The organism is Methylobacterium sp. Leaf361 (genome assembly GCF_001424445.1).
Lineage (GTDB): Bacteria > Pseudomonadota > Alphaproteobacteria > Rhizobiales > Beijerinckiaceae > Methylobacterium.
Window position 1 is genome coordinate 119,624 of the sequence record NZ_LMPY01000034.1, and the last position, 25,836, is coordinate 145,459.

The window sequence follows — 25,836 nt, forward strand, 5'->3', positions numbered from 1 at the left end:
CTCAGAGCCTGGCCGCGTCGGTGGCGGCGCGGGTCCTGAAGAGGGTGAGCCGTCTCAGCCAGTGCGGGCGCGCGGCGCGCCGCTCGGGCAGGTTCCGCTCGACGAAGCCGGCGAACTCTTCGAGGTCGAGATCGAAATCCTCGCGCTCCCGGCTGCCGGGGACATGCAGGGCGTTGGTCGAGGTGTCGAGGTCCGTCACCCGCTCGGCGGGGAAGTAGTGACAGGCCGACACGTTCTCGCGAAAGATCTCGGTGTCGTAGATGCGCAGATCGTCCTTCCCGCTGAGCACGGATCGGCTCGATATGACGCATCCGGGCGCGTTGGCGACCCACTTATACTTGGCGAGCCCGGCCCCGAAATGCGTCACGAACAGGTCGGTGTGGAGCGCGGCCACGAGGCTCGCCCCCATCGAGCAGGGCACGAGCGGCAGCAACTCCACGTTGGAGACATCGGCGACCCGTGCGCGGAGCGCCCCGATCAGGTCGAGCTCCTTCCGGACGATGGACGGCACGGTCCCCTCCGCGGGCACGAGGCTCTCGCAGTAGCTCTCGACGTAGCCGCCCGCAGTGCCCGCGAGCGTGTTGTGCCCGTCGACGATGACGAGGAATCTCTCGCCGCGCCGCCGGCCGAGGCGTCGGATCAGCGCCACGTAGCCGTCGAGCTGCCGGACCCACTGGCGGTTCTCCAGGCGCAGCCCGATCAGGACGATCGTGGCCCGGCGCGCCGCTTCCGTCAGTCGGGCATCGAGCGCGGGTTCCGCGCTCCGCGCCAGGGCCGCGAGACGATCGGCCAATCGCTGGCTCACGCGGTAGGACCGGAAGGGCAGGAAGGTGGCCGCGCCGGCGACGGCAGCCTGCAGCAGGGGCAGCGGGCCTTCCATCCCGCGATACACCTGCCCGGCGAGCTCCGGGAAGACGGCGTCGACCGGGGAGATCGGCTCGTTGCAGCTCGCGAACAGGAACACCGCCGGCGCGCGACCGAGCGACAGCACGTCGTCGACCGCGGCCAGCTCGTTCCAGATGGCGTGACTGATGTGCGCGTGCTCGAAGACCACCCCGACGCGCGTCGACCGCGCCGCGCCGTCGATCAGCGCCGGCAGGAGGTACTGCCGCCACAACCGGACCTGCACCAAGGTCGCGGCGTCGAACCCGATGCTTCCCAGGTTCGGCCGGGCGTAGGCCGTGTTCGCGCGAACGTCCAGCAGGGCCAACGCGAGGCGCGAGTTCTTGCCGATCAGCGTGCACAGCGTCTCGTTCCGGTCCGCCGCGTAGCCGACAAAGCGGAAGCCCGGCATGGGCAGGTAGATCGAGAAGCGCAGATCGCCGCCGTCCGGATGGGCCGTCTCCTGGCCGCCGCGCGCGACGATCGCCTTCGTCACCAGTTCGGGCAGGTGGGGCGGAGCCCCCGCCGGTGCGGCGTTGAGGCGTGCCAGCGCCGCGTGCATCGCCTGCGCCCGCGGATCGGAACCGCCGCCCGTGACGACCCGGACAGCGTGCTCCGGGCTCGCGGCAGCCGCGCGCGCGAGGGCTTCGATCAGGAGGTGGAGATCCTCGATCATGGCCCGCGTGTTCGACGCGTCGCCGTCGTCGGTGTGGAGCGCCTCGGCCTGCCAGTCGAGCGGGCCGGCGCCGTCCCACGGCGCGGCGAGGAAGTCCGCAGCGCAGGACGCCAGCGGTGTGCCGTCCGGGTTCAGGAATCGGAACGCGCGCGCGTCGTTCGGACCCAGGAGCGCGACCACCGTGACGCGCCCGCCGAGATCGATCAGACCCAGGACATCCCAGTCGGGCTCCGTCGGGGCAGGCGCGACGAGCCGACCATCGCGGCTCGCGACCGCCTCGCCCGATCGCTGCAGCCTGCGGGTGTGGCGGATGATCATGGGCGCCCGTCCTCGATAGCTCCGTCCGGGTTTGTCGAAGTTCGGGCGTTGCCACAAGGAGGCCCGTGGGCGCGCCCCCGGAACAGGCCGATCCGATCGGATGCACCCGGCGCGCCCGCAGCGGACCCGCGTCCCGTCGACGGGGTGAAGGCTGCTAGGCGGCCCGCGATCACCTGTCCCGCCGACATAGCAGAGCGGGGTGCCGCGGCGCGCTTCGATCGTTGACGGCGCTGTCGGGTCGCCGGGAGCACTGACACATTGTTGCGGCGGCGCCGAGGAGTTCTTGCCGCGCGTCGCGCCGATCCTGGCCGACACGATCTGCTGCAGAGAGTTGTATATCTTCGGGTCACGCAGATACTAGAAGTTGCCAAATTTCCGGCATGGACGGTATGATACTGGTACCGAATATCGATTTTGGTATATCGCTACCAGAGATCGGGTTTGTGCGATCCGATTTGCGCCGGAGGAGGCCAGGCTGTTGCAGACTACGGCTGATCTTGCATTGCGCGCGGCCGGCTATGTCGGCGCCTGGACAGCGGACGTGTCGGCGGGACAATCCCTCCTCGACGAGGGGACGGCGGCGCTGCTCGCCGGGGATGCGACCCTGGCCGGGCGCCCGCTGCCCATCGAGATCGCCCTTCGATGCACCCATCCGGACGATCGCGACTGGGTCTTCGCGCGCATCGCCCGGGCGCGCCAGACCGGCGGCCCCGTCTCGGCCGAGTACCGCGTCCTCACGGACGGCGGCGAGGTTCGATGGGTTCTCGACCGTGGCAGCCTCACGCCCGATCCGGCGGGACGGATGCGCGGTCGCGGCATCATCATCGACACCACGGACAGCCACCGCGGCCCCTTCCTTCCGAGCGCGGCGGGCGATCTGCCGGCGGACGACCCGATGGTCCTCGCGATCGATCACCTCCTGCAGGCGCGCGCGGCGATCGTCGCGATGGGCCACCAGCGGCTGCAACAGGTGTCGGATCTGGCGCTGTTCGAGGTCGGGCGAGCGCTGGCGCGGCGCGCTCGGGCGTAGCCGGACGGTCCTGCCCGCGGGACGCCGGCGCGGATCTCCCCGGATTGCCACGGACGCGAGTCAGTGTTCGAGGGCGTGCGCCGGAGCACGGTCGGCGGCCTTGGCCCGTGAGAGCTTACCGACAGGCCGAGAGATCAGTATTCCCGGTGGAGGCTCCGATGGCTGATGCTGCGATCCGCGAGACGATACACCTCGACGAAGGCGACGTGATCGTCCTGCTCCCCGGCAACCTGTCCCCGGCCAGCATCGGCCTGCTCCAGGCCAAACTCGACGGTTTAGCCGCGGACCTGAACGCGCGGTGCCTGGAGGAAAGCCGCGCTTCCCTCTCGGGATTGGCCGGGCTGGCCGCCTTCCTCGCGAGCTGAGGCCGCCCAGACAGCGCAGCGCGGGCCGTTCTCGACCGTGCTGCGACGGCTGGAAGACAGGTGTCGCCGGTCGAGGCAGCCGCGACATGCCCCCTCGCCCGCCCCGGTCGGGAGCGGCCCTAGTGCAGGTGCAGGGCCTTGAGCGCCTTGCGCACCAGTTTCTCCCCGCAGGGCTTGGCGATGAAATGGGCCTCCTCGGGCAGCGCGGTCGCCTCGCGCGGATCGCAGCCCGAGCAGACGATGATCCGGGTCTCCGGCCAGCGTGCCCGGACGGCGTTCGCGAGCGCGCGGCCGTCCATCGTGCCGGGCATGTTGATGTCGGTGTAGAGCAGGACGGCCCCGTCACATGCCTCCAGATGCTGGAGCGCGCCCTGGGCGTGTTCCGCCTCCAGCACCTCGAACCCCAACGCCGTCAGCATGTCGGCCGCGACGAGGCGGCTGAACTCTTCGTCCTCGGCGAGGACGGCGATGGGGCGAGGTCCTGACATACAGCGGCAACTGCATCGCCGGGTCGCCTGTTTCAGCGTAGCCGGGGATTTTCCGACGCCTGCGACCCTTTCGACAGATCCGGCTCGCCGGCGGCGCTGTCGACCTCCCAACCGCGCACGCGGCGCACGAGGCCAACCCTGCGCGACCCCAGCCGGACGCTTCGGTCACCGATCCGGCAAGTCATCGCCGCGCTTGCCGGGCTTCCGGGCGCCGTCGCCGAGATCAGCGTGCGCCGCCGCAGCCTCGTCCTCGACCGATGCGGCACGCGCCCCCGGTGCCGCGCCGACCTGTCCAGGCGAATACCTGACTCAGCCAGCCTCGCGGCCGCCGAAATATGTGCCTCGTCTGCGAGAGACTTCATATCCGGAAGTCGCCCATCGAGCCGGGTGCCCCTGTCGACGTAGAAGCGGCCGCGTCCTGTAGGGCGAAACCTGACTTATGATGCTTGCAACGGTTTGCTACGGCTGATGGTTACTGCTCGCGAAAAGCGTGGAGAGCTCGATGTACGCCTCGGTGCTGGGTGGTCCGGAGATAGCGGTCGAGCCTCCGGGTGCCGGTCCGCCGCCTGAGGCGATCACCCTCCGCGAACACATCCGCCTGATCCTGCGCAAGCTCCCGCGCCCCGCGCCCAGCGCTCAGTACAGCTGAAGGGAACGAAGCACGACACCGTCGGTGGTGTGGATCTCCACGCACCAGCGCTCGTCCGGATCGGGCAACTCGCCCCGTGCGTGCATCTCGGCGATCAGCTGCGTCGCCTCGGCCACGGCGATCTCGATCGAGTTTGCCAGCACGCCCTCCTCGTCCTCGATGACCTCGTCCGGCCCCCTCAGGCGGAAATGGTACCGCTCTACCATGTCGCTCCTGCTCACGCCGTCGGCACGGCATGCCGACCGCGCGAGGGTAGCATCGAATGGCCGGATAAAGCCAAGCTGGCATGCCAAGTCGGGGCCGGCCGTGGCGAGATCCGCCCTGGGCGGCGCAGGTTCCCGCCTGTGATCTGCGAGGATGTCGGGGGCAAGGCCGGCGCGCGCCGACTCAGGTAGTTGCGCCGGCCAAGCTCTTAACGCGTCAGGCCTTTTCGCGGCGCATTGTGCGGGCATGTGCCATTGCCCGACGAGTTCGCCATGCATTTCGAGATCCGCGCGACCGACACCCGTCTGTGGACCTGGGTCCTCCTCGATGCCACGCAGATGCCGGTCCTGACCTCGGACCGCACCTTCCCCTCGGAAGCCCAGGCCTCGGCGGCGGCGCTGGCCTTCGCCAAGCTCGTCACGCGGGCCGGCAGGACCCTCACCGCCGCACCGCCGGGCGGCCTGATCTGAGGCGACCGCCGTTCCCCGGCGCGACGGGGTCTATGGCTGACGCCTGACGCAACCCCGCAGCGCCATGTCGGTGTGCAGGGCGACGATCTCCGCCTTGGTCATCCGGCCGTCGGGCCGGTACCACGTGCAGGCGCTGGTGAGCATCCCGAGGATCGCGTAGCCGGCGACCCGCGCATCCCGGACGTCCAGCTCCCCCGCCTCCGATCCCCGCTCGAGCAGCGCGACCAACCGGTCTTCGTAGGCCCGGCGCAGGGCGACGATCGCCGCGTAATGCGGCGGGTCGAGCGAGCGCAGCTCGAAGTTCGCGATGAAGACTTCCTGCCTCTTCTCGAGATGGTACGTGACGTGGTGCGCCACGAAGGCGCGGAGACGGTCCGTCGGGGTGCCGGTCGCCGTCGCCAGCGCCGCGTCGGTCCGCGCCAGCAGCGTCTCCATGTGGTCGCGGACGATGTCGAACAGCAGATCCTGCTTGCTGCGGATGTGGTTGTAGAGCGAGGCCGCCTGGATCCCGACCTCGGCGGCCAGGGCGCGCAGGGTCATCGCCTCGTAGCCGTGGCGATAGATGAGCCGAAGCCCGGCCCGGCGGATGGCGGCGGCCGTGCGCGGCCCGTTCGATCCGGCGGTGCGACCCACGAAGACACTCCGAAGACAGTTCAGAGCGCAACAGACACCGGGGAATGCTCACGCCGATCCTCGCTATAGGCTAACGAACAACCGTTCGTAAATCGCCTTGCCAGCCTCGCTTAACGAACGTACGTTCGTTTCAAAGAGGCGGGTGCCCGATTCTCAGGCGAGGAGACGCGCGATGCCCATCGGCCTGCAGGATTTCGACTTCGGCCTGGGCGAGACGGCCGACGCCCTGCGCGCCGAGGTGGAGCGCTTCGCGCGCGCCGAGATCGCCCCCCGCGCGGCGGCGATCGATGCCAGCAACGCGTTTCCCGCGGACCTCTGGCGCAAGCTCGGCGCCCTCGGCGTTCTGGGCGTCACCGTCGAGGAGACCTATGGCGGCGCCGGCATGGGCTACCTCGAGCACGCGGTGGCCATGGAGGAGATCAGCCGGGCCTCGGCCTCGGTCGGGCTGTCCTACGGCGCGCATTCCAACCTCTGCGTGAACCAGATCCGCCGCAACGGCACCGAGGCGCAGAAGCGGCGCTACCTGCCGAAGCTGATCGCGGGCGAGCATGTCGGCGCGCTCGCGATGTCCGAGCCGGGCTCCGGGAGCGACGTCGTCTCCATGCGGCTGCGGGCCGACAGGCGCGGCGACCGCTACGTCCTGAACGGCACCAAGATGTGGATCACCAACGGTCCCGACGCCGACGTCCTGGTGGTCTACGCCAAGACGGATCCCGAGGCCGGTCCGCGGGGGATCACGGCGTTCCTGGTCGAGAAGGATTTTCCCGGCTTCTCCACCGCGCAGAAGCTCGACAAGCTCGGCATGCGCGGCTCCAACACCTGCGAGCTGCTGTTCCAGGACTGCGAGATACCGGAGGAGAACGTCCTGGGCGCGGTCGGGCGCGGCGTCGGCGTGCTGATGTCGGGCCTCGACTACGAGCGCGCCGTGCTGGCCGCCGGGCCGCTCGGCATCATGCGCGCCTGCCTCGACGTCGTCCTGCCCTACCTCCACGAGCGCCGGCAGTTCGGTCGGCCGATCGGCGAGTTCCAGCTCATGCAGGGCAAGATCGCCGACATGTACACGGCGACGAACGCCGCCCGGGCCTACGTCTACGCGGTGGCGCGGGCCTGCGACCGCGGGCGGGCGACGCGCCGGGACGCCGCGGGCGCGATCCTGTTCGCGGCCGAGAGCGCGACCGCGGTGGCCCTCGACGCGATCCAGGCGCTCGGAGGCAACGGCTACATCAACGACTATCCGACCGGCCGCCTGCTGCGCGACGCCAAGCTCTACGAGATCGGCGCCGGCACGAGCGAGATCCGGCGGATGCTGATCGGCCGCGAATTGTTCGCCGAGACGGCCTGAGCGGGGAGCGGGCGCCGTGCCGGTGATCGAATCCGCTCTGGATCCGCGCGCGCCCGAGGCCCGCGCCAATGCCGAGGCCATGCGCGCCCTGGTGGCGGACCTGCGCGCGACCGCCGACCGCGTCCGCCTCGGCGGCGGGGAGGCCGCGCGGGAGCGCCATCGCGCCCGCGGCAAGCTCCTGCCCCGGGACCGGATCCGTGCGCTGATCGACCCGTTCTCGCCCTTCCTGGAAATCGGCCAGCTCGCCGGGCACGGCCTCTACGGCGGCGAGGTCCCCTCGGCCGGGATCGTCACCGGCATCGGCCGCGTCGCGGGGCGCGAGTGCGTGATCGTCGCCAACGACGCGACCGTGAAGGGCGGCACCTACTTCCCGATGACGGTGCAGAAGCACCTCCGGGCGCAGGAGATCGCGCAGCAGAACCGGCTGCCCTGCCTCTACCTCGTCGACAGCGGCGGCGCGCATCTGCCCAGCCAGGACGAGGTCTTCCCGGGCCGGGACCATTTCGGCCGCATCTTCTACAACCAGGCGACGATGTCGGCGCAGGGCATCGCCCAGATCGCCGTGGTGATGGGCTCCTGCACCGCCGGCGGCGCCTACGTGCCGGCGCTGTGCGACGAGTCGATCATCGTCCGCGGCCAGGGCACGATCTTCCTCGGCGGGCCGCCGCTGGTGAAGGCCGCGACCGGCGAGGTGGTCAGCGCCGAGGAGCTCGGCGGCGCCGACGTGCACGCCCGGACCTCGGGCGTGACCGACCACATGGCGGAGACCGACGCCCACGCCCTCGGCATCGCCCGCCGCATCGTGGCCAACCTGAACGCGGTGAAGCGCCCCGCGCTCGCGCCGCGGCAGCCCGAGCCGCCGCGCTACGCCGCCGAGGAGATCTACGCGGCGGTGCCGGCCGACCGCCGGACGCCCTACGACGTGCGCGAGGTCATCGCCCGGCTGGTGGACGGCAGCGACTTCGACGAGTTCAAGCACCTCTACGGCCAGACCCTGGTCTGCGGCTTCGCCCATATCTGGGGCTACCCGGTGGGGATCGTCGCCAACAACGGCATCCTGTTCTCGGAGAGTGCCCTGAAGGGCGCCCACTTCGTCGAGCTCTGCGCCCAGCGCGGCGTGCCCCTGGTGTTCCTCCAGAACGTCACCGGCTTCATGGTCGGCCGGCGCTACGAGGCCGGCGGCATCGCCAAGGACGGGGCCAAGATGGTCACCGCCGTCGCGACCGCGGCGGTGCCGAAATTCACCGTCCTGATCGGCGGCAGCTTCGGGGCCGGCAATTACGGCATGTGCGGGCGGGCCTACGGGCCGCGCTTCCTCTGGATGTGGCCGAACGCGAGGATCGGCGTGATGGGCGGCGAGCAGGCCGCCTCGGTCCTGGCCACGGTCCGGCGCGACGGTGTCGAGGGCCGCGGCGGCACGTGGTCGGCGGAGGACGAGGCGGCGTTCAAGGCGCCGATCCGGGCGCAGTACGAGGAGCAGGGCCACCCCTACTATTCCAGCGCCCGGCTCTGGGACGACGGGGTGATCGACCCGGCCGACACGCGCCGCGTCCTGGCGCTCGGTCTCTCGGCGAGCCTCAACGCGCCGATTCCCGAGACCCGCTTCGGCCTGTTCCGGATGTAGGAGGCGCGGGATGAGCGGCACCTTGCTGGAGACGGTCGACGAACGCGGGGTCGCCACCCTGACGCTCAACCGTCCGGAGCAGCACAACGCCTTCGACGACGGCCTGATCGCCGCCCTCACCGCGTCCCTGCACCGGCTGGGCGCCGCTGCCGGGATCCGGGCGGTCGTCCTGGCGGGCGCGGGCCAGAGCTTCTCGGCGGGCGCCGACCTCGCCTGGATGCGCCGGATCGCCGGCCAGTCCTTCGACAGCAGCCTCGCCGACGCCGCCGGGCTCGCGGGGCTGATGCACAGTCTCGACCGGCTGCCGAAGCCGACGCTCGCCCTCGTGCACGGGGCGGCCTACGGCGGCGGCGTCGGGCTCGCCGCCTGCTGCGATATCGCCATCGCGGCCGAGAGCGCGCGGTTCTGCCTGAGCGAGGTGCGGCTCGGCCTGATCCCGGCGACGATCGGCCCCTACGTGGTCAACGCGATCGGCGCGCGCTGGGCCCGGCGCCTGTTCCAGACCGCGGAGGTCTTCTCCGCCGAGCGCGCCCGGGCGATCGGCCTCGTGCACGAGGTGGTGCCCGACGACCGGCTGGAGGCGGCCGGCGCGGAGGTGCTGCGCGACATCCTCCGGGGCGCCCCGGGCGCGCAGGCCGAGGCCAAGGACCTCGTCTTCCTGTGCGAGGGGCGGCCGGTGGACGCCGGCCTGGGGCGCGAGACCGGGCGGCGCATTGCCGAGCGTCGTGCTTCCGACGAGGGGCAGGTCGGCATGGCCGCCTTCCTCGACAAGCGCTTAGCCCCGTGGCGGCGGGACTGAGGGGGCGGCCATGTTCGGCAAGATCCTCATCGCCAACCGCGGGGAGATCGCCTGCCGGGTGATCGCCACCGCCCGGCGCCTCGGCATCGGCACGGTCGCGGTCTATTCGGAGGCGGATGCCGGCGCCCGACACACCCGGATGGCCGACGAGGCGTGGCCGATCGGGCCCGCCCCGGCGCGCGAGAGCTACCTCGTGGCCGAGCGGATCCTCGACGTCGCCCGGCGCGCCGGGGCGGAGGCGATCCATCCGGGCTACGGCTTCCTGTCGGAGAACGCGGACTTCGCCGGCGCCTGCGCCGGGGCCGGCCTCGTGTTCGTCGGCCCGCCCCCGGCGGCGATCCGCGCCATGGGCTCCAAGGCCGAGGCCAAGGCGCTGATGGAGCGCGCCGGGGTCCCGCTGGTGCCGGGCTATCACGGCGCCGCGCAGGATGTCCCGGCGCTGAAGGAGGCGGCCGCCCGGATCGGCTACCCGGTCTTGATCAAGGCCTCGGCCGGCGGCGGCGGCAAGGGCATGCGCGTCGTCGAGGCCGCCGCGGCGTTCGAGTCCGCCCTGATCGGCGCCCAGCGCGAGGCGCGGGCGTCCTTCGGCGACGACCGGGTGCTGATCGAGGCGTACCTGACCCGCCCCCGGCACATCGAGATCCAGGTCTTCGCCGACAGCCACGGCAACACCGTCTCGCTGTTCGAGCGCGACTGCTCGATCCAGCGGCGCCACCAGAAGGTGATCGAGGAGGCGCCTGCCCCGGGGATGGATCCGGTCCGGCGCGCGCGGATGGGCGAGGCCGCGGTCGCGGCGGCGCGGGCGGTCGGCTATGTCGGCGCCGGCACAGTGGAGTTCATCGCCGAGGGCGAGACCTTCTACTTCATGGAGATGAACACCCGGCTCCAGGTCGAGCACCCGGTGACCGAGATGGTCTTGGGCCTCGACCTGGTGGAGTGGCAGCTGCGCGTGGCCGCGGGCGAGCGGCTGCCGCTCGGCGCCCCGGATCTGGCCCTGCGCGGCCACGCGATCGAGGCGCGGGTCTACGCCGAGGATCCGGCGCGCGATTTCCTGCCGGCGGTCGGCAGCCTCGCCCACCTGCGCCAGCCGCCGGAGCTGCCGGGGCGGGTGCGGGTCGAGACCGGCATTGTGCAGGGCGACCGGATCACCCCGGATTACGACCCGATGATCGCCAAGCTGGTCGTCTGGGGCGAGGACCGGGCGGCCGCGATCCGGCAGCTCGCAACCGCCCTCGCCGCCTACGAGGTGGTCGGCGTGACGACCAATCTGGATCTCCTGCGCGCCGTCGCCGGCCACCCCGCCTACCGCTCGGCCGACCTCGACACCGGCTTCATCGCCCGCCACGCCGACGACCTGCTGGCGCCGCGAGCGACCGGTGCGGTCGATCCCGCGCTCTGGGCCGCCGCCGCCCTGACCGTCCTGCGCGACCGGCGCGCGGCCGTCGCCGCGCAGGCGCTGGCGAGCGGCGACCCGTGGTCGCCCTGGGCCGATTCGGATGCGTGGCGGATGAACGGGGCGGGCTACCAGGACCTGCAGTTCCGCCACGGCGACGCGCCGCCCGTCACCCTGCGGGCATGCCCCCGCCCCGACGGCAGCGCCCGCCTCGACCTGCCGGGCGGCACCGTCCTGGCGGCGCTCGCCGAGGACGCCGAGGGCGAGCGGCTGATGCTGGACGGCGTCTGGCGCCGGCTGCGCACGGTCCGCCGCGGCGCGGAGCTGACGGTGATCGTCGGCGGCCGGAACGCGACGCTGGTCCACGTCGATCCCCTCGCCCCGCCCCGGACCGAGGCGTCCGGCAGCGACCGGGTGACGGCGCCCGTGCCGGGCCGCCTGACCCAGCTCTGGGTGCGGCCCGGCGATGCCGTGGAGAAGGGCGCGCCGCTCGCGGTGATCGAGGCGATGAAGATGGAGATCACCCTCCGCGCGCCGCAGGCCGGCACCGTCGCCGAGGTCCGCCACGCCGTCGACGACATGGTCGAGGAGAGCACCGAGATCGTCACCTTCGCGGCGGAGGAGCGGCCCGCATGAGCTATCCGGCCCGGGTGCAGGTGATCGAGGTCGGGCCGCGCGACGGGCTCCAGAACGAGCCCGCGCCGGTGCCGATCGCCGCCAGGGTGGCGCTGATCGAGGCCCTGGCCGAGGCCGGGCTGACCCGCATCGAGGCCGGCAGCTTCGTGTCGCCCCGATGGGTGCCGCAGATGGCCGACACCGCGGAGGTTCTGGCGCGGCTGCGCCCCCGGCCCGAGGTCGGCTATTCCGTGCTGGTCCCGAACCTGCAGGGCCTGGAGCGGGCCCTCGCCTCCGGCGTCCGGGAGGTCGCGGTGTTCGCCGCCGCCTCCGAGAGCTTCTCCCGGCGCAACGTCAACGGCTCGATCGCCGAGACCCTCGACCGCTTCGCCCCGGTGCTGGAGGCGGCGCGCGCGAACGACCTGCGGGTGCGGGGCTACGTCTCCTGCGTCCTGGGCTGCCCCTACGAGGGCGACGTCGCGCCGGCGGCGGTCGCCCGCGTCGCCGCGTCCCTCCACGCGATGGGCTGCCACGAGATCGCCCTCGGCGACACGATCGGGACCGGGACGCCGCGCGCGGCCCGGCGGCTGGTCGAGCGGGTGGCCGCCGACGTGCCGCTGCAGGCGATCGCCCTGCACTTCCACGACACCTACGGGCAGGCCCTGGCCAACATCCTCGCCTGCCTCGAACTCGGCGTGTCGGCCGTGGACGCCGCGGTGGCGGGCCTCGGGGGCTGCCCCTACGCGCCGGGGGCCGCCGGCAACGTCGCCACCGAGGACGTCGTTTACATGCTGCGCGGCATGGGCATCGCGACCGGGATAGATCTCGATGCCCTCGCCGCGGCCGGGCGGTCGATCGCGTCGCAGCTCGGCCGGGAGCCGGCCTCGAAGGTCGCCCGCGCGCTGGCCGCCGCGCCGCCGCCGACACCCTGATCGAAGGGCGGCCTCGGACAGCGCCGCGGCGGCGCGCGCGTTCGGAGGAACGAGGGAGGACGACATGAGCGACCGGGCGGTGAGCTATGTCCACGGGGCGATCGGCGAGCCCCTGCTCGGCCTGACCATCGGCCAGGCCCTGGATCGCGCCGCCGCGGCGTGGCCGGATCACCTGGCGCTGGTCGCGCACGCCCAGGGCGTCCGATGGACCTGGCGCGAGCTGAGGGACCAAGCCGACGCCTTCGCGGCCGGCCTGCTCGCCCTCGGCCTCCGGCCAGGCGACCGTATCGGGATCTGGTCGCTCAACCGCGCCGAGTGGGTGCTGACCCAGTTCGCCGCCGCCCGTGCGGGGCTGATCCTGGTGACGATCAACCCGGCCTACCGGCTGTCGGAGCTGGAATTCGCGCTCAACAATGTCGGCTGCACCGCCCTGGTCACGGCGACGGCGTTCAAGACCAGCGACTATCTCGGGATGCTCGGCACCCTGGCCCCCGAACTCGCCGCCTCCGGGCCGGGCCGGCTGTCCGCCGCCCGCCTGCCGCACCTGCGCACGGTGATCCAGATCGGCGGACCGCCGGCCCCGGGGACGGTCCCGTTCGACGCGGTCGCGCAGGGCGATGCGGCCGGCACCGGCGCCCTGCGCGACCTCGCCGACGCGATGCAGTTCGACGACGCGGCCAACATCCAGTTCACCAGCGGCACGACGGGCGCCCCGAAGGGCGTCACGCTGACCCATCACAACATCCTCAATAACGGCCACTTCGTCGGCCGCGCGATGCGGCTGACCGCCGAGGATCGGATCTGCATCCCGGTGCCGCTCTACCATTGCTTCGGCATGGTGATGGGCAATCTCGCGGCCCTGACCCACGGTTGCGCCATGGTGTTTCCGGGCGAGGGCTTCGACCCGCGCGCGACACTGGAGACCGTGCAGGCCGAGCGCTGCACCGCGCTCTACGGCGTGCCGACCATGTTCATCGCCGAGCTCGACCATCCCGAGTTCGCGCAGTTCGATCTCCGCTCCCTGCGGACCGGGATCATGGCGGGCGCGCCGTGCCCGATCGCGGTGATGCGCCGGGTCGTGGAGCAGATGAACATGCGGGATGTCACCATCGCGTACGGCATGACCGAGACCAGCCCAGTGAGCTTCCAGAGCTCGAGCGACGACCCGCTGGAGCGGCGCGTCACGACCGTCGGCCGGATCCACCCGCATCTCGAGGTCAAGATCGTGGATCCCGAGGGACGCGTGACGCCGCGGGGCGCGCGCGGCGAGCTGTGCACGCGCGGCTACTCGGTCATGCTCGGCTACTGGGGCGACGCCGCGCGGACCGCGGAGATCCTCGACGACGCCGGATGGATGCACACAGGCGACCTCGCGACGCTGGATGCGGAGGGCTACTGCAACATCGTCGGGCGGATCAAAGACATGGTCATACGCGGCGGTGAGAACATCTATCCGCGCGAGATCGAGGAGTTCCTCTTCCGGCATCCGCAGATCCAGGATGTCCAGGTCTTCGGGGTTTCCGACCCGAAATACGGGGAGGAGCTGTGCGCCTGGATCAGGCTGCGCGACGGCGAGACCCTGTCGGAGCCGGCGGTGCGCGCGTTCTGCGCGGGGCAGATCGCGCATCAGAAGATCCCGAAATACATCCAGTTCGTCGACGCCTTCCCGATGACGGTCTCCGGAAAGATCCAGAAATTCGTGATGCGTCGGTGCGTGGAGGAGCAGCTGGGCCTCGCGCGATCCGAGACGGCCTGAGCCGGTCCCCGCGAATGCTGTCATCGCCCGGCGGAACGAAGATTTCGTCGTCCGATCGGCCTTGAACGTTGCTGCGCGCGCCGCGAGCGGACATGCTGGCGCGCGACATCACCGAGGCGGCGTATCAGTGTCGGCATGGCCACAGGGCGACGGCGAGATGGCCGCGCGCATCCGCGACTTCGGCTGGGAGCGGACGCCGCTGGGGCCGGCCGCCCGCTGGCCGGAGCGCCTCAAGGTGATGGTCGAGCAGGTGCTCGCGAGCCCGCTGGTCGCGTCCCTCGTTTGCGGGCCCGAGCGCCTCCTGATCTACAACGACGCCGCCGCCCGTCTCTACGGCGCCCGGCACCCGGAGGGTCTCGGCCGGCCGCTCGCGCGCACGTTCCCGGAGGGGTGGGCGACGGTCGCGGACTTCTACGCGCGCGCCTTCGCGGGCGAGGCCGTGCAGGTGGCCGGGCAGCCGCTGGACACCCGCGGCGAGGGCGCCGCGGAGGACGTCTTCGACGCGCTCCTCGTGCCCGTGCGCGACGCCGATGGGAAGGTCATGGCCGTCCACATGACCGGCTTCGAGATCGGTGAGCGCCTGCGCGCCGAGGCCAAGCTGCGCACGAGCGAGGCCCGGTACCGCCACCTCTTCGACGCCATCGACGAGGGCTTCAGCACCATCGAGGTCCTGTTCGACGCGGCCGGGCGGGCGGTCGACTACCGCTTCCTGTCCGTGAACGCGGCCTTCGAGCAGCAGACCGGGCTCCGCGACGCGGTCGGCCGGACGGTCCGGGCGCTGGCGCCCGACCTCGAGCCGCACTGGTTCGAGACCTACGGCCGGATCGTCCGAACCGGCAAGGCGGAACGCTTCGAGGACCGCGCCGACACGCTCGGGCGCTGGTACGAGGTCTACGCCTTCCCGATCGGGGCGCCGGAACGGCGGCAGGTGGCGGTCCTGTTCAAGGACATCCTCCAGCGCAAGCGCGCCGAGGATCGGCTGCGCGCGAGCGAGGAGCGGTTCCGCGCCCTCGTCACGGCCAGCTCGGACGTCATCTACCGCATGAGCCCGGACTGGAGCGAGCTGCGGGTCCTGGAGGGCCGCGGCTTCCTGGCCGACACCGTCACCCCGAACGACGACTGGCTGAGCGCCTACATCGATCCGGCCGACCAGCCGCGCCTGCGCGAGGCCATCCAGCGGGCGATCCGATCCAAGACGATGTTCGAGCTGGAGCACCCCGTCCGGCAGGCGGACGGGAGCCTGGGCTGGGCACTGTCCCGGGCCGTGCCGCTGCTCGACGATGACGGCGAGATCCGCGAATGGTTCGGCGCCGCCAGCGACGTGACCGCGCGCAAGCGGGTGGAGGACGATCTGCGCGCGAGCGAGGAGCGGTTCCGCGGGCTGGTCGAGGGGTTCGGTCAGTTCAGCTGGGAGGCCTCGGCCGAGGGCCTCATCGAGGTCGACAGCCCGGGCTGGCGCGCGTTCACCGGGCAGCGCCCGGACGAGTGGCTCGGGCGCGGCTGGATCCACGCGATCCACGCGGACGACCGGGCGCTCACGGAAGCGAAGTGGCGGCAGGCCGTCGCGACGCGGACGGCGGTCGATCACGAGTATCGCCTGTGGCACGCCCCGAGCGCGTCCTGGCGGTGGTCGAACGTCCGCGCGGTGCCGATCACGAACCCCGACGGGTCGATCCGCAAGTGGTCGGGGGTGAACATCGACGTCACGGACCACCACAGGCTGCTGGCGCGCCAGGAAGTGCTGATCAACGAGCTGCAGCACCGCACGCGCAACCTCCTCGGCGTCGTCAGCGCCGTGGCGGGCAAGACACTGCGGCAAGGCAGCTCGGTCGAGGCGTTCGAGGCGCGACTGCAGGCGCTCAGCCGCGCGCAGGGCCTGCTCAGCCAGTACGGCAGCGACTCGGTCGAGGTGGGTGCGCTGGTGCGCGCCGAGCTGGCCGCCTACGTCGACGGCGCGACCGACCGCATGACCGTCGCCGGCCCCGAGGTGCACCTGACCGCGCGACAGGTGCAGAACTTCGCCCTCGCCGTCCACGAGCTGACGACCAACGCGGTCAAGCACGGGGTGCTCAAGACCGGGACCGGCCATCTCAGCGTCACCTGGGAGATCGTGCGCGACCGGCGCGAGCGCCGCCGACTGGCCCTGTGCTGGATCGAGAGCGGCCTGCCCGCGCAGGCGGCGCGCGTCACCCGCCGCGGCTACGGGACCGAGTTGATCCAGGAGGCGCTGGCATATGCCCTGGGCGCCACGGTCGAGTACGCGCTGGACCGCGACGGCGTGCGCTGCCGCATCGAGATGCCGGTGTCCTAGGTTGCGCGAAGGCCGCGATGCGCGCGCGATCCGTCAAGGTTGGTCAGCGGCTTCCGCGATCACGAGACCGTCCACCCGAAGCATTCAAGCATCATCATCGCGGATCCAGCGCGAAAAAATCCAACGACAACCGTTACAGCGCGATCTACCGCGTCCCCACCCGGCAGATAATATCGTCTGACGGCGCCCCAGTTACGACCGTAACCAAAAACTCTTCCGACAGACACGAAAGCGGCCGATCACCGAACTTACTATGCATCTCGGACAGTCATGAGGTCTGAGAATGAACGGTGTCGCCCCCTCGATCTGCCCTGCCGCGCGAGCCGGAGATCCGGACGCGGCGTTTCTCGCGACCGTCGCGGCGCTTCGGCCCCTCATCGCGGAGCACCGGTCGGCCCTCGCTGTCGGCCCGGACCTGCCGGAGCCGGTCGCAGAGGCGCTCATCGACGCCGGTCTCGCGCAGCTCTGGCTTCCGCGGGGCCTGGGCGGTCCTGAAGCGCATCCGCTGAGCGTCCTGGCGGCGATCGAAGCTCTGGCGGAACTCGACGGTTCGGTCGCCTGGTGCGCCGCGATCTCGTCCGGGGGCGCGTCACGCTTCGCCGACCTGATCGACGCGGACGTGATGCGTTCGCTCATCCCTGCCGGCAGGAAGTTCGCGGGCAGCGGGAGCGGCCAGCCGACGGGAACAGCGGTTCGCCATGGATCCGGCTGGCGGATCAACGGACGCTGGTCCTGGGCGAGCTTCTGCCGCTACAGTTCCGTGTCCGCACTGATGTGTGTGGAGATCGAGGGCGAGCGGCCGAAGCTCGACGAGAACGGGCGGCCGTCGCTGCGCGGCGTCTTCATCGCCTCGAAGGATGTCGAGGTCGTCGGCAACTGGAATGCCGGGGGGCTCCGGGCCAGCGGGAGTCACGACGTCGCGTGCACCGACATCTGGGTGCCGAACGCGCAGACCATCGACGGCGCGAGCCTCATGATGCCTCGCGACAGAAGGCCCCTCTACATGCTGCCCATGGCATCGGCGGCCGCGATCGCCGCCATCGGTGTTCCGCTCGGGATCGCCCGGGCCTCGATCGACGCCTTCATCGGTCTCGCGCAGACGAAGACGCCGCATGGCGGCAAGGTGCCCCTGAGACTTCGCGAGGACGTCCAGGTCGCGATCGCGCGTGCCGAGACGAGCCTCGGTGCCGCGCGCGCCTTCGCCCGGGACACAGTCTCCGAATTCTGGTGGGAAGCCGAGAACGGCCGTCCGATAACGCTCGCGTGGCAGGCCAAGCTTCGGCGGGCCTGCTGGTACGCGGGCCATGTCGGGAAGCAGGTGGTCACGAGCATGTACGAGGCGGCCGGCAGTTCCGCCGTCCTCGAAGACCTGCCGTTCGCGCGCCAGCTCCGCGATGTCTACGCGGCCTGCCAGCACATGCATTATCAGGACCGGCTGCTCGTGCCGACCGGCCGCATCCTTCTGGGCCTCGAAGCCGACGCGCCGTTCATCTAGAGCCGTCGCCGATCACGCATGCGCCGACCGCTCCTCGCGCCACGGTCGCCCCCGTTCCTCAGGACCCCAGCGAGGAGGGACGCGACCCTGGCTTCACGAACAGGCGTTCTCGACCTTCGAGAAGATGGTCGTCTCGAGCGCGACGTGATCGGCCACGGCCTTCGGCTGCGAGGACCGTTCGACGGCGTGGAAGACCGCGTGGATCGCCTCGGCCGTCTTCTCGTCGGTCCGGACGAGGCGCCCGGTCCAGGCCGTGATCTCCTGGGGCGACGACGTGCTGGTCACGAAGCCGATGATGTCGCCCTCGGCCGTGCCGACGAGGATGCGGCTTCGATGCGTCTGCGCGTAGCCGGGATCGGCGGCGGTGTAGGTCCCGGAGACCGCCTCGCCCATCTGGAGGAGGCGGAGTTCCGCGCCGGCTTGGCTCCGCCAGACACCATCGAACATCGTTGCTCAAGCCCGCCGATCGAGCGGCCGCTCGCACGGCCCATCACAAGCGATATAGCAGATTTGATATAACGGATGCGCGAGCCCGGCAATGCTGGGGCGCGGTCCGCGTCTCGTGAGGCCCTGAGCGCGGCCCCGCTACCAGAGGGCCCCGTGCGGGTGGAACCGCACGGCGTCGCCCGGCACGACCTCGGTCCGGTCATCCTCCAGCTCCACGAGGCCGTCGGATTCGGTGAGCGATGACAGCATGCCCGCGCCGTCGCGCTGGAACTTCCGGGCCTCCCAGGCGCCGTCGGCGTCCCGGGCGAGGCTGACCCGGACGAACTCCCTGCGGCCCGCGCGCTTCCGATAGGGAAAGGCCGCCCTGACGGTGAATCCGCGCGACGGCGCGTAGGCCTCGCCGGCGAGCCGGGCGAGGAGCGGCCGCACCACGAACAGCAGGGTGACGTAGACAGCCACCGGGTTGCCCGGCAGGCCCAGGAACGGCTTGCCGTCGATCATGCCCATCGCGACCGGCCGTCCCGGCTTGATCCCCAGCCGCCAGAACACGAGGCGCCCGATGCTCTCGACGGCGGTCTTCACGTGATCCTCGTCGCCGGTCGACACGCCGCCCGAAGTCAGGATCACGTCGTGCTCGGCGGCCGCCGCCGAGAGCCTGGCCGCGAGGGCCGCCGGGTCGTCGCGGATGACGCCGAGGTCGCGCGCCGCGACGCCCATCCGCCGGAGAAGAGCGAGCAGCAGGACGCGGTTCGAGTCGTAGATCGCGCCCGGCCCCAGGGGCGCCCCGGGCTCGACGAGTTCGTTGCCCGTCGAGAACACGCCGACCCGCAGGGTGCGGCGGACCTTCAGCGTGCGCAGGCCGACCGCGGTCGCCAGGGCCAGGTCCTGCGGCCGGAGACGCCGGCCGGCCGCGATGATCGTCGAGCCCTTCGCCGCGTCCTCGCCGGCGTCGCGGCTGTTGGCGCCCCGCTTCAGCCCGAGCGGCAGGGACACCCGGCCGTCGGGCAGGACCTGGACGTCCTCCTGCATGAAGACGGTGTCGGCCCCCGCCGGCATCGGGGCCCCGGTGAAGATCCGGGCGGCCGAGCCCGCCACCGACACGCCTTCGGGGGAGGCGCCGGCCGCGACGACCGCGCCGACCGGCAGGATCGTCGCATCGGAGGCGCGCAGGTCCGCGAAACGGACCGCGTAACCGTCGACGGCCGAGTTGGGGAACGGCGGGACGTCGATGGGCGCGACGCAATCCTCGGCCAGGACGCGCCCGTCGGCGTCCGGGACGGGAACGTCCTCGGTGCCGACGATCGCTGCGAGCCGCTCGCCGAACAGCGCGTGTGCGTCCTCGATGGTCATCAGAGGGCCGCCGAACGCGAAGCAGTCGTCGCTGAGCTGGGCCATCCGGCTAGAGCCTCCCGAGGACGTCTTCGAAGGGAACGGCCACGTCGAGCATCAGCCCCGTCACCGCCGCCGCGTCGTTCAGATCTACGACGGGAATGCCCGAGGCCGGAAACGCGACGTCGCTCGCGATGCCCGCGATGGTGGTGTCCAGCGGATGGAGGGGCGGGCGGCCGTTCTCGGCGCGATGGACCTCGATCTTGGGGATGGGCTCCCGCTTGTACCCTTCCACGACGACGAGGTCGCACGGGCTGATCCGCCGCAGGAGCTGGCCGAGGCTCGCCTCCTGCTCGTCGCGCAGCTCGTGGACCTGGGCCCAGCGGCGGCCCGACGAGATCAGAACCTCGCTCGCGCCCGCCCTGCGGTGCTCGTAGGAATCCTTCCCGGGCCAGTCCGTGTCGAAGTCGTGATGGGCGTGCTTGATGGTCGCCACCCGCACCCCGCGGGCGACGAGCAGGGGGATGGCCCGGACCAGCAGGCTGGTCTTGCCGGCCCCGCTCCACCCGGCGAGTCCGATTACGCGCATGCCGGACACCGCTGACAGCCCCTCTCGTGCCGTTCCCACTGCCCCGCGCGAGGGCTCAGGGCAAGCGTCGGCCGCGCCGCCGGGACGCGCGGCCCCGGCGTCACGCAAATTGAAACGACTTCAAAAACGATATAACACCTCCGCTATAACGGCTGCCATTTGGTATGCCACGAGCGAGCGCCACGCCAACGGACCCGAACGGGCACGCCATGCACGACTTCAACCGTCTCTCGATCGCGCAGGCCTGAGCATGGGCGACGCATCCTCCGCGGCGGACTGGGCCGCCATCGTGACGGACGCCTACTGCGCCGACGCGAAGCCGCCGCTCACGCAGGAGCTCGCCGGCCGGGTCCGCGACGCGCTCGCCCAGGCGGCCGCGTCGCCGGCCGGAGACGCGCCGGGCTCGCTGATGGACCGCCTGAACGACGCCCTCGACGCGTTCGAGACCGAGCTGCGCTCCGTCGTCGGACCCAGGGTCACGTCCCTGGACGAGGCGACGGGCGCGGCCACGATGAAGCCGCGGTCCGAGGCCGGCCAGCCGCTCCGGGCCTTCGGCGGCCAGTAGCCTCCGACCGGACCTCAGGACACCGCGACCACCCGTCCCAGCAGTTGGAAATCAGATACCGCATGAGTGAGGCACCGGGGACAGTCAGGACTTTCTCGCATCCCGGCCGGGGGCGGAACAAGGCGCGCAGCGTCCCCAAGGGGCGCCAGGTCGAGCCGCGGGCGAAGGTCGAGATCGAGGCGCTTCTCGGCTCCCGCTCGCGCCAGCGCGACCTGCTCATCGAGCATCTGCACCTGATCCAGGACACCTACGGCCAGATCAGCGCCGAGCACCTGGCGGCGCTCGCCGACGAGATGGCCCTGGCCTTCGCCGAGGTGTTCGAGACCGCGACCTTCTACGCGCATTTCGACGTCGTGAAGGAGGGTGATGCCGCCATCCCGCGGCTGACCGTCCGGGTCTGCGACAGCATCACCTGCGCGATGTTCGGCGCCGACGAGCTGCTGGAGACGCTCCAGCGGGAACTCGCCTCCGACGCCGTCCGCGTCGTGCGCGCGCCCTGCGTCGGCCTGTGCGACCACGCGCCCGCCGTCGAGGTCGGGCACAACTTCCTGCACAAGGCCGACCTCGCCTCCGTGCGGGCCGCGGTCGAGGCCGGCGACACGCACGCCCACGTCCCGGACTACGTCGACTACGAGGCCTATCGGGCCGCCGGCGGGTACGCGACCCTCGACCGGCTCCGCAGCGGGGACCTTCCGGTCGACGACGTCCTGAAGGTGCTCGACGACGGCGGCCTGCGCGGCCTCGGCGGCGCGGGCTTCCCGACGGGGCGCAAGTGGCGCTCGGTGCGCGGCGAGCCCGGGCCCCGGCTGATGGCGGTGAACGGGGACGAGGGCGAGCCCGGCACCTTCAAGGACCAGCTCTACCTCAACACCGACCCGCACCGCTTCCTCGAGGGCATGCTGATCGGCGCCCACGTCGTCGAGGCGCCGGAGGTCTACATCTACCTGCGCGACGAGTATCCCATCTCCCGCGAGATCCTGACGCGCGAGATCGCGAATCTCCCCGGGGGCGGTCCGCGGATCCACCTGCGCCGCGGCGCCGGCGCCTATATCTGCGGCGAGGAATCCTCGCTGATCGAGTCCCTCGAAGGCAAGCGCGGGCTGCCGCGGCACAAGCCGCCGTTCCCGTTCCAGGTCGGCCTGTTCAACCGTCCGACGCTGATCAACAACATCGAGACGCTGTTCTGGGTCCGCGACCTGATCGAGCGGGGCGGCGACTGGTGGAAGAGCCACGGCCGCAACGACCGCGTCGGCCTGCGCTCCTACTCGGTCTCGGGGCGCGTGAAGGAGCCGGGGGTGAAGCTCGCCCCGTCCGGCCTCACCATCCAGGAACTGATCGACGAGTATTGCGGCGGCATGGCGGAGGGCCACACCTTCGCGGCCTACCTGCCGGGCGGCGCGTCGGGCGGCATCCTGCCGGCGTCGATGAACGACATCCCGCTCGATTTCGGGACGCTGGAGAAGTACGGCTGCTTCATCGGCTCCGCCGCGGTCGTGATCCTGTCCGACCGGGACGATGTGCGCGGCGCCGCGTTGAACCTGATGAAGTTCTTCGAGGACGAGAGCTGCGGGCAGTGCACCCCCTGCCGTTCGGGGACCCAGAAGGCCCGCATCCTGATGGAGCAGGGCGTCTGGGACACCGAGCTCCTGGGCGAATTGTCCCAGTGCATGCGGGACGCCTCGATCTGCGGCCTCGGCCAGGCCGCCTCGAACCCGCTCAGCAGCGTCATCAAGTACTTCCCGGACCTGTTCCCCGCCCCGCGCGCCGCGGCTGCCGAGTGAGGCAACCGATGGTACCGGCCAATTCTATCCCGATGTCCGAGCCAGGAGCGGCCGCATGAGCAACGCCCCCGAACAGCGCGGCGACAAGACCGAGAAGCCCGAGATCCGGGCCGACGGGCTGCAGGATGCGGGCGGCCCCGCGCCGGGCCCGAAGCCGGGAGCCGGCGGCTCCTACTCGGAAGGCGCGAAGGCGGGCGGCCAGGCGGCCCCGGAGCCGTCGGGCCTGCACGATCTGAAGGAGCGGCCGACCGCCCCCCCGACCATCGCGTTCGAGCTCGACGGCCAGCAGGTCGAGGCCGCCCCCGGCGAGACGATCTGGGCCGTCGCCAAGCGCCTCGGCACCCACATCCCGCACCTCTGCCACAAGCCCGAGCCGGGCTATCGCCCGGACGGCAATTGCCGCGCCTGCATGGTCGAGATCGAGGGCGAGCGCGTGCTGGCCGCCTCGTGCAAGCGCACGCCGGCCGTGGGCATGAAGGTCAAGTCCGCGACCGAGCGCGCCACCAAGGCCCGCGCCATGGTGCTCGAACTGCTCGTGGCCGACCAGCCCGAGCGCGCGACCTCGCACGACCCGACCTCGCACTTCTGGGTGCAGGCCGACTTCCTCGACGTGTCCGAGAGCCGCTTCCCCGCGGCCGAGCGCTGGACCGGCGACTTCAGCCACCCGGCCATGAGCGTCAATCTCGACGCCTGCATCCAGTGCAACCTCTGCGTCCGCGCCTGCCGCGAGGTCCAGGTCAACGACGTGATCGGCATGGCCTACCGCTCGGCCGACGCGAAGGTGGTGTTCGACTTCGACGACCCGATGGGCGGCTCGACCTGCGTGGCCTGCGGCGAGTGCGTCCAGGCCTGCCCGACCGGCGCGCTGATGCCGTCCGCCTACCTCGACGCCGAGCACAACACCCGGACGGTCTATCCCGACCGCGAGGTGACCTCGCTGTGCCCCTATTGCGGCGTCGGCTGCCAAGTCTCCTACAAGGTGAAGGACGAGAGGATCGTCTACGCCGAGGGCGTGAACGGCCCGGCCAACCACAACCGGCTCTGCGTGAAGGGCCGCTTCGGCTTCGACTACGTCCACCACCCCCACCGCCTGACGGCGCCGCTGATCCGCCTGGACAACGTCCGGAAGGACGCCAACGACCAGGTCGACCCGGCCAACCCGTGGACGCATTTCCGCGAGGCGACCTGGGAGGAGGCGCTCGACCGCGCCGCCGGCGGCCTCAAGACGGTCCGCGACACCCATGGCCGCAAGGCGCTCGCCGGGTTCGGCTCCGCGAAGGGCTCGAACGAGGAGGCCTACCTCTTCCAGAAGCTGGTGCGGCTCGGGTTCGGCTCGAACAACGTCGACCACTGCACCCGGCTGTGCCACGCCTCGTCGGTCGCCGCCCTCATGGAGGGGCTGAACTCGGGCGCCGTGTCGGCGCCGTTCTCGGCGGCGCTCGACGCCGAGGTCATCATCGTGATCGGCGCCAACCCGACCGTGAACCACCCGGTCGCGGCGACCTTCCTCAAGAACGCCGTGAAGCAGCGCGGCGCCAAGCTGATCGTCATGGACCCGCGCCGGCAGGTGCTGTCGCGGCACGCCTACAGGCACCTCGCGTTCAAGCCCGGCTCGGACGTCGCGATGCTCAACGCGATGCTCAACGTGATCATCGAGGAGCGGCTCTACGACGAGCAGTACATCGCCGGCTACACCGAGAACTTCGAGGCGCTCAAAGAGAAGATCGTCGAGTTCACGCCGGAGAAGATGGCCTCGGTCTGCGGCATCGACGCGGAGACCCTGCGCGAGGTCGCCCGGCTCTACGCCCGGGCCAAGTCCTCGATCATCTTCTGGGGCATGGGCATCAGCCAGCACGTCCACGGCACGGACAACTCGCGCTGCCTGATCGCGCTCGCCCTCGTCACGGGGCAGATCGGGCGCCCCGGCACCGGCCTGCATCCGCTGCGCGGCCAGAACAACGTCCAGGGCGCGTCCGATGCCGGCCTGATCCCGATGGTCTACCCGGACTACCAGTCGGTCGAGAAGGCCGCGGTGCGGGAGATGTTCGAGGAGTTCTGGGGTCAGAAGCTCGACCCGCAGAAGGGCCTCACCGTCGTCGAGATCATGCGCGCGATCCACGCCGGCGAGATCAAGGGCATGTTCGTCGAGGGCGAGAACCCCGCGATGTCCGACCCGGACCTGAACCACGCCCGGCACGCCCTGGCGATGCTCGACCACCTCGTCGTGCAGGACCTGTTCCTGACGGAGACCGCCTTCCACGCCGACGTGGTGCTGCCGGCCTCCGCCTTCGCCGAGAAGGCCGGCACCTTCACCAACACCGACCGTCGCGTGCAGATCTCGCAGCCGGTGGTGTCCCCGCCGGGCGACGCGCGGCAGGATTGGTGGATCATCCAGGAACTGGGGAAGCGCCTCGGCCTGCCCTGGAACTACGGCGGCCCGGCCGACATCTTCCGCGAGATGGCCATGGTGATGCCGTCGTTCAACAACATCACCTGGGAGCGCCTGGAGCGCGAGGGCGCCGTGACCTACCCGGTCGACGCGCCGGATCAGCCCGGCAACGAGATCATCTTCTACGCCGGCTTCCCCACGGAGAGCGGGCGCGCGAAGATCGTCCCGGCCGCCGTGGTGCCCCCGGACGAGCTGCCGGACGAGGACTACCCGATGGTCCTGTCGACCGGCCGCGTGCTCGAACACTGGCACACCGGATCGATGACCCGGCGCGCCGGCGTCCTCGACGCGCTGGAGCCCGAGGCGGTCGCCTTCATGGCCCCGAAGGAGCTCTACCGGCTCGGGCTGGAGCCCGGCGACACGATGAAGCTGGAGACGCGCCGCGGCGCCGTCCACCTGAAGGTGCGCTCCGACCGCGACGTGCCGGTCGGCATGATCTTCATGCCGTTCTGCTACGCCGAGGCCGCGGCCAACCTGCTGACGAACCCGGCGCTCGACCCGATGGGCAAGATCCCGGAGTTCAAGTTCTGCGCGGCCCGGGCCTCCGCCGTCCACACGGCCATGGCCGCCGAGTAGGCGGCGTGACCTCCGGCGGCGCGCCCAGGCGTGCCGCCGGACCCTGGCGGCGGACAGCGGGCTGATACTGTTTCCAATTGATCAGCCCGGTGCCGTCCTTGCGAGCGCAGCGAAGCAA

21 protein-coding genes are annotated in these 25,836 nt (G+C 71.3%); 14 read left to right on the forward strand and 7 right to left on the reverse strand.

Annotation, left to right across the window (positions count from 1 at the left end; translation table 11 throughout):
- Nucleotide 1: 1 nt before the first annotated feature.
- Entirely contained in the window at nt 2–1,876 is a 1,875-nt protein-coding gene (locus ASG32_RS21295; protein ID WP_056530419.1) for a hypothetical protein, read from the reverse strand.
- 478 nt (nt 1,877–2,354) lie between these two features.
- Between ASG32_RS21295 and ASG32_RS21300 the strand changes: the two genes are divergently transcribed.
- Together ASG32_RS21300 and ASG32_RS21305 are read left to right on the forward strand one after the other, a co-directional pair.
- Nucleotides 2,355–2,906, forward strand: a complete 552-nt coding sequence (locus tag ASG32_RS21300) for a PAS domain-containing protein (RefSeq protein ID WP_244492098.1) — start codon at nt 2,355–2,357, stop codon at nt 2,904–2,906.
- Between the two features lie 158 nt (nt 2,907–3,064).
- The gene (locus ASG32_RS21305; protein ID WP_020094825.1) at nt 3,065–3,271 is read left to right on the forward strand and encodes a hypothetical protein; all 207 of its coding nucleotides are present in this window, start codon (nt 3,065–3,067) and stop codon (nt 3,269–3,271) included.
- 119 nt (nt 3,272–3,390) lie between these two features.
- Here ASG32_RS21305 and ASG32_RS21310 read toward each other — a convergent pair whose 3' ends face one another.
- Nucleotides 3,391–3,759 carry a response regulator gene (locus ASG32_RS21310; protein WP_056530422.1) on the reverse strand — a complete coding sequence of 123 codons (369 nt, stop codon included), beginning with the start codon at nt 3,757–3,759 and terminating at the stop codon, nt 3,391–3,393.
- A gap of 636 nt (nt 3,760–4,395) precedes the next feature.
- Nucleotides 4,396–4,614 carry a hypothetical protein gene (locus ASG32_RS21315; RefSeq protein ID WP_020094827.1) on the reverse strand — a complete coding sequence of 73 codons (219 nt, stop codon included), beginning with the start codon at nt 4,612–4,614 and terminating at the stop codon, nt 4,396–4,398.
- A 270-nt stretch (nt 4,615–4,884) separates the two neighbouring features.
- Between ASG32_RS21315 and ASG32_RS21320 the strand changes: the two genes are divergently transcribed.
- The gene (locus ASG32_RS21320) at nt 4,885–5,082 is read left to right on the forward strand and encodes a hypothetical protein (protein ID WP_056530425.1); all 198 of its coding nucleotides are present in this window, start codon (nt 4,885–4,887) and stop codon (nt 5,080–5,082) included.
- A gap of 30 nt (nt 5,083–5,112) precedes the next feature.
- Here the strand turns inward: ASG32_RS21320 and ASG32_RS21325 are convergent, their stop codons facing one another.
- Nucleotides 5,113–5,715: a TetR/AcrR family transcriptional regulator gene (locus tag ASG32_RS21325; RefSeq protein ID WP_056530428.1), complete on the reverse strand. Its 603-nt coding sequence runs from the start codon at nt 5,713–5,715 to the stop codon at nt 5,113–5,115.
- A 172-nt stretch (nt 5,716–5,887) separates the two neighbouring features.
- Between ASG32_RS21325 and ASG32_RS21330 the strand changes: the two genes are divergently transcribed.
- The 8 genes from ASG32_RS21330 (at nt 5,888) to ASG32_RS21365 (ending at nt 17,982) form a co-directional block, all read left to right on the forward strand.
- On the forward strand, nt 5,888–7,057 hold the full coding sequence (locus ASG32_RS21330) for an isovaleryl-CoA dehydrogenase (protein WP_056530431.1): 1,170 nt from the start codon (nt 5,888–5,890) through the stop codon (nt 7,055–7,057).
- Nucleotides 7,058–7,073: 16 nt separating this feature from the next.
- Nucleotides 7,074–8,681 (forward strand): carboxyl transferase domain-containing protein, encoded by a 1,608-nt coding sequence (locus ASG32_RS21335; protein ID WP_056530434.1) that lies wholly within the window; start codon nt 7,074–7,076, stop codon nt 8,679–8,681.
- 10 nt (nt 8,682–8,691) lie between these two features.
- On the forward strand, nt 8,692–9,480 hold the full coding sequence (locus ASG32_RS21340) for an enoyl-CoA hydratase-related protein (RefSeq protein ID WP_056530437.1): 789 nt from the start codon (nt 8,692–8,694) through the stop codon (nt 9,478–9,480).
- A 10-nt stretch (nt 9,481–9,490) separates the two neighbouring features.
- Entirely contained in the window at nt 9,491–11,509 is a 2,019-nt protein-coding gene (locus ASG32_RS21345; protein WP_056530440.1) for an acetyl/propionyl/methylcrotonyl-CoA carboxylase subunit alpha, read from the forward strand.
- Complete coding sequence (locus ASG32_RS21350; protein WP_056530443.1) at nt 11,506–12,420, forward strand: hydroxymethylglutaryl-CoA lyase; 915 nt, start codon at nt 11,506–11,508, stop codon at nt 12,418–12,420. Before ASG32_RS21345 ends, ASG32_RS21350 begins: the two co-directional genes overlap by 4 nt.
- Nucleotides 12,421–12,484: 64 nt before the next feature.
- The gene (locus tag ASG32_RS21355) at nt 12,485–14,176 is read left to right on the forward strand and encodes an AMP-binding protein (RefSeq protein ID WP_056530446.1); all 1,692 of its coding nucleotides are present in this window, start codon (nt 12,485–12,487) and stop codon (nt 14,174–14,176) included.
- A 157-nt stretch (nt 14,177–14,333) separates the two neighbouring features.
- The gene (locus ASG32_RS21360; protein ID WP_056530449.1) at nt 14,334–16,487 is read left to right on the forward strand and encodes a PAS domain-containing protein; all 2,154 of its coding nucleotides are present in this window, start codon (nt 14,334–14,336) and stop codon (nt 16,485–16,487) included.
- Nucleotides 16,488–16,770: 283 nt separating this feature from the next.
- Nucleotides 16,771–17,982 (forward strand): acyl-CoA dehydrogenase family protein, encoded by a 1,212-nt coding sequence (locus ASG32_RS21365; protein ID WP_056530451.1) that lies wholly within the window; start codon nt 16,771–16,773, stop codon nt 17,980–17,982.
- Nucleotides 17,983–18,075: 93 nt separating this feature from the next.
- On the opposite strand, the gene ASG32_RS21370 is transcribed toward ASG32_RS21365, so the two are convergent.
- From ASG32_RS21370 to mobB, 3 genes are all read right to left on the reverse strand, one after another.
- On the reverse strand, nt 18,076–18,429 hold the full coding sequence (locus ASG32_RS21370; RefSeq protein WP_082557991.1) for an avidin/streptavidin family protein: 354 nt from the start codon (nt 18,427–18,429) through the stop codon (nt 18,076–18,078).
- 138 nt (nt 18,430–18,567) lie between these two features.
- Entirely contained in the window at nt 18,568–19,824 is a 1,257-nt protein-coding gene (glp, locus tag ASG32_RS21375) for a gephyrin-like molybdotransferase Glp (protein WP_056530454.1), read from the reverse strand.
- A 4-nt stretch (nt 19,825–19,828) separates the two neighbouring features.
- Complete coding sequence (mobB, locus tag ASG32_RS21380; RefSeq protein WP_056530457.1) at nt 19,829–20,347, reverse strand: molybdopterin-guanine dinucleotide biosynthesis protein B; 519 nt, start codon at nt 20,345–20,347, stop codon at nt 19,829–19,831.
- 250 nt (nt 20,348–20,597) lie between these two features.
- Between mobB and ASG32_RS21385 the strand changes: the two genes are divergently transcribed.
- The 3 genes from ASG32_RS21385 to fdhF all read left to right on the forward strand — a co-directional run bounded on the left by ASG32_RS21385 (nt 20,598) and on the right by fdhF (nt 25,718).
- The gene (locus ASG32_RS21385; RefSeq protein WP_056530459.1) at nt 20,598–20,912 is read left to right on the forward strand and encodes a hypothetical protein; all 315 of its coding nucleotides are present in this window, start codon (nt 20,598–20,600) and stop codon (nt 20,910–20,912) included.
- A gap of 62 nt (nt 20,913–20,974) precedes the next feature.
- A complete protein-coding gene (locus tag ASG32_RS21390) occupies nt 20,975–22,693 on the forward strand; it encodes an NAD(P)H-dependent oxidoreductase subunit E (protein WP_056530463.1) in 1,719 nt (572 codons plus the stop codon).
- 55 nt (nt 22,694–22,748) lie between these two features.
- Nucleotides 22,749–25,718 carry a formate dehydrogenase subunit alpha gene (gene fdhF, locus ASG32_RS21395; RefSeq protein ID WP_056530465.1) on the forward strand — a complete coding sequence of 990 codons (2,970 nt, stop codon included), beginning with the start codon at nt 22,749–22,751 and terminating at the stop codon, nt 25,716–25,718.
- Nucleotides 25,719–25,836 lie beyond the last annotated feature (118 nt).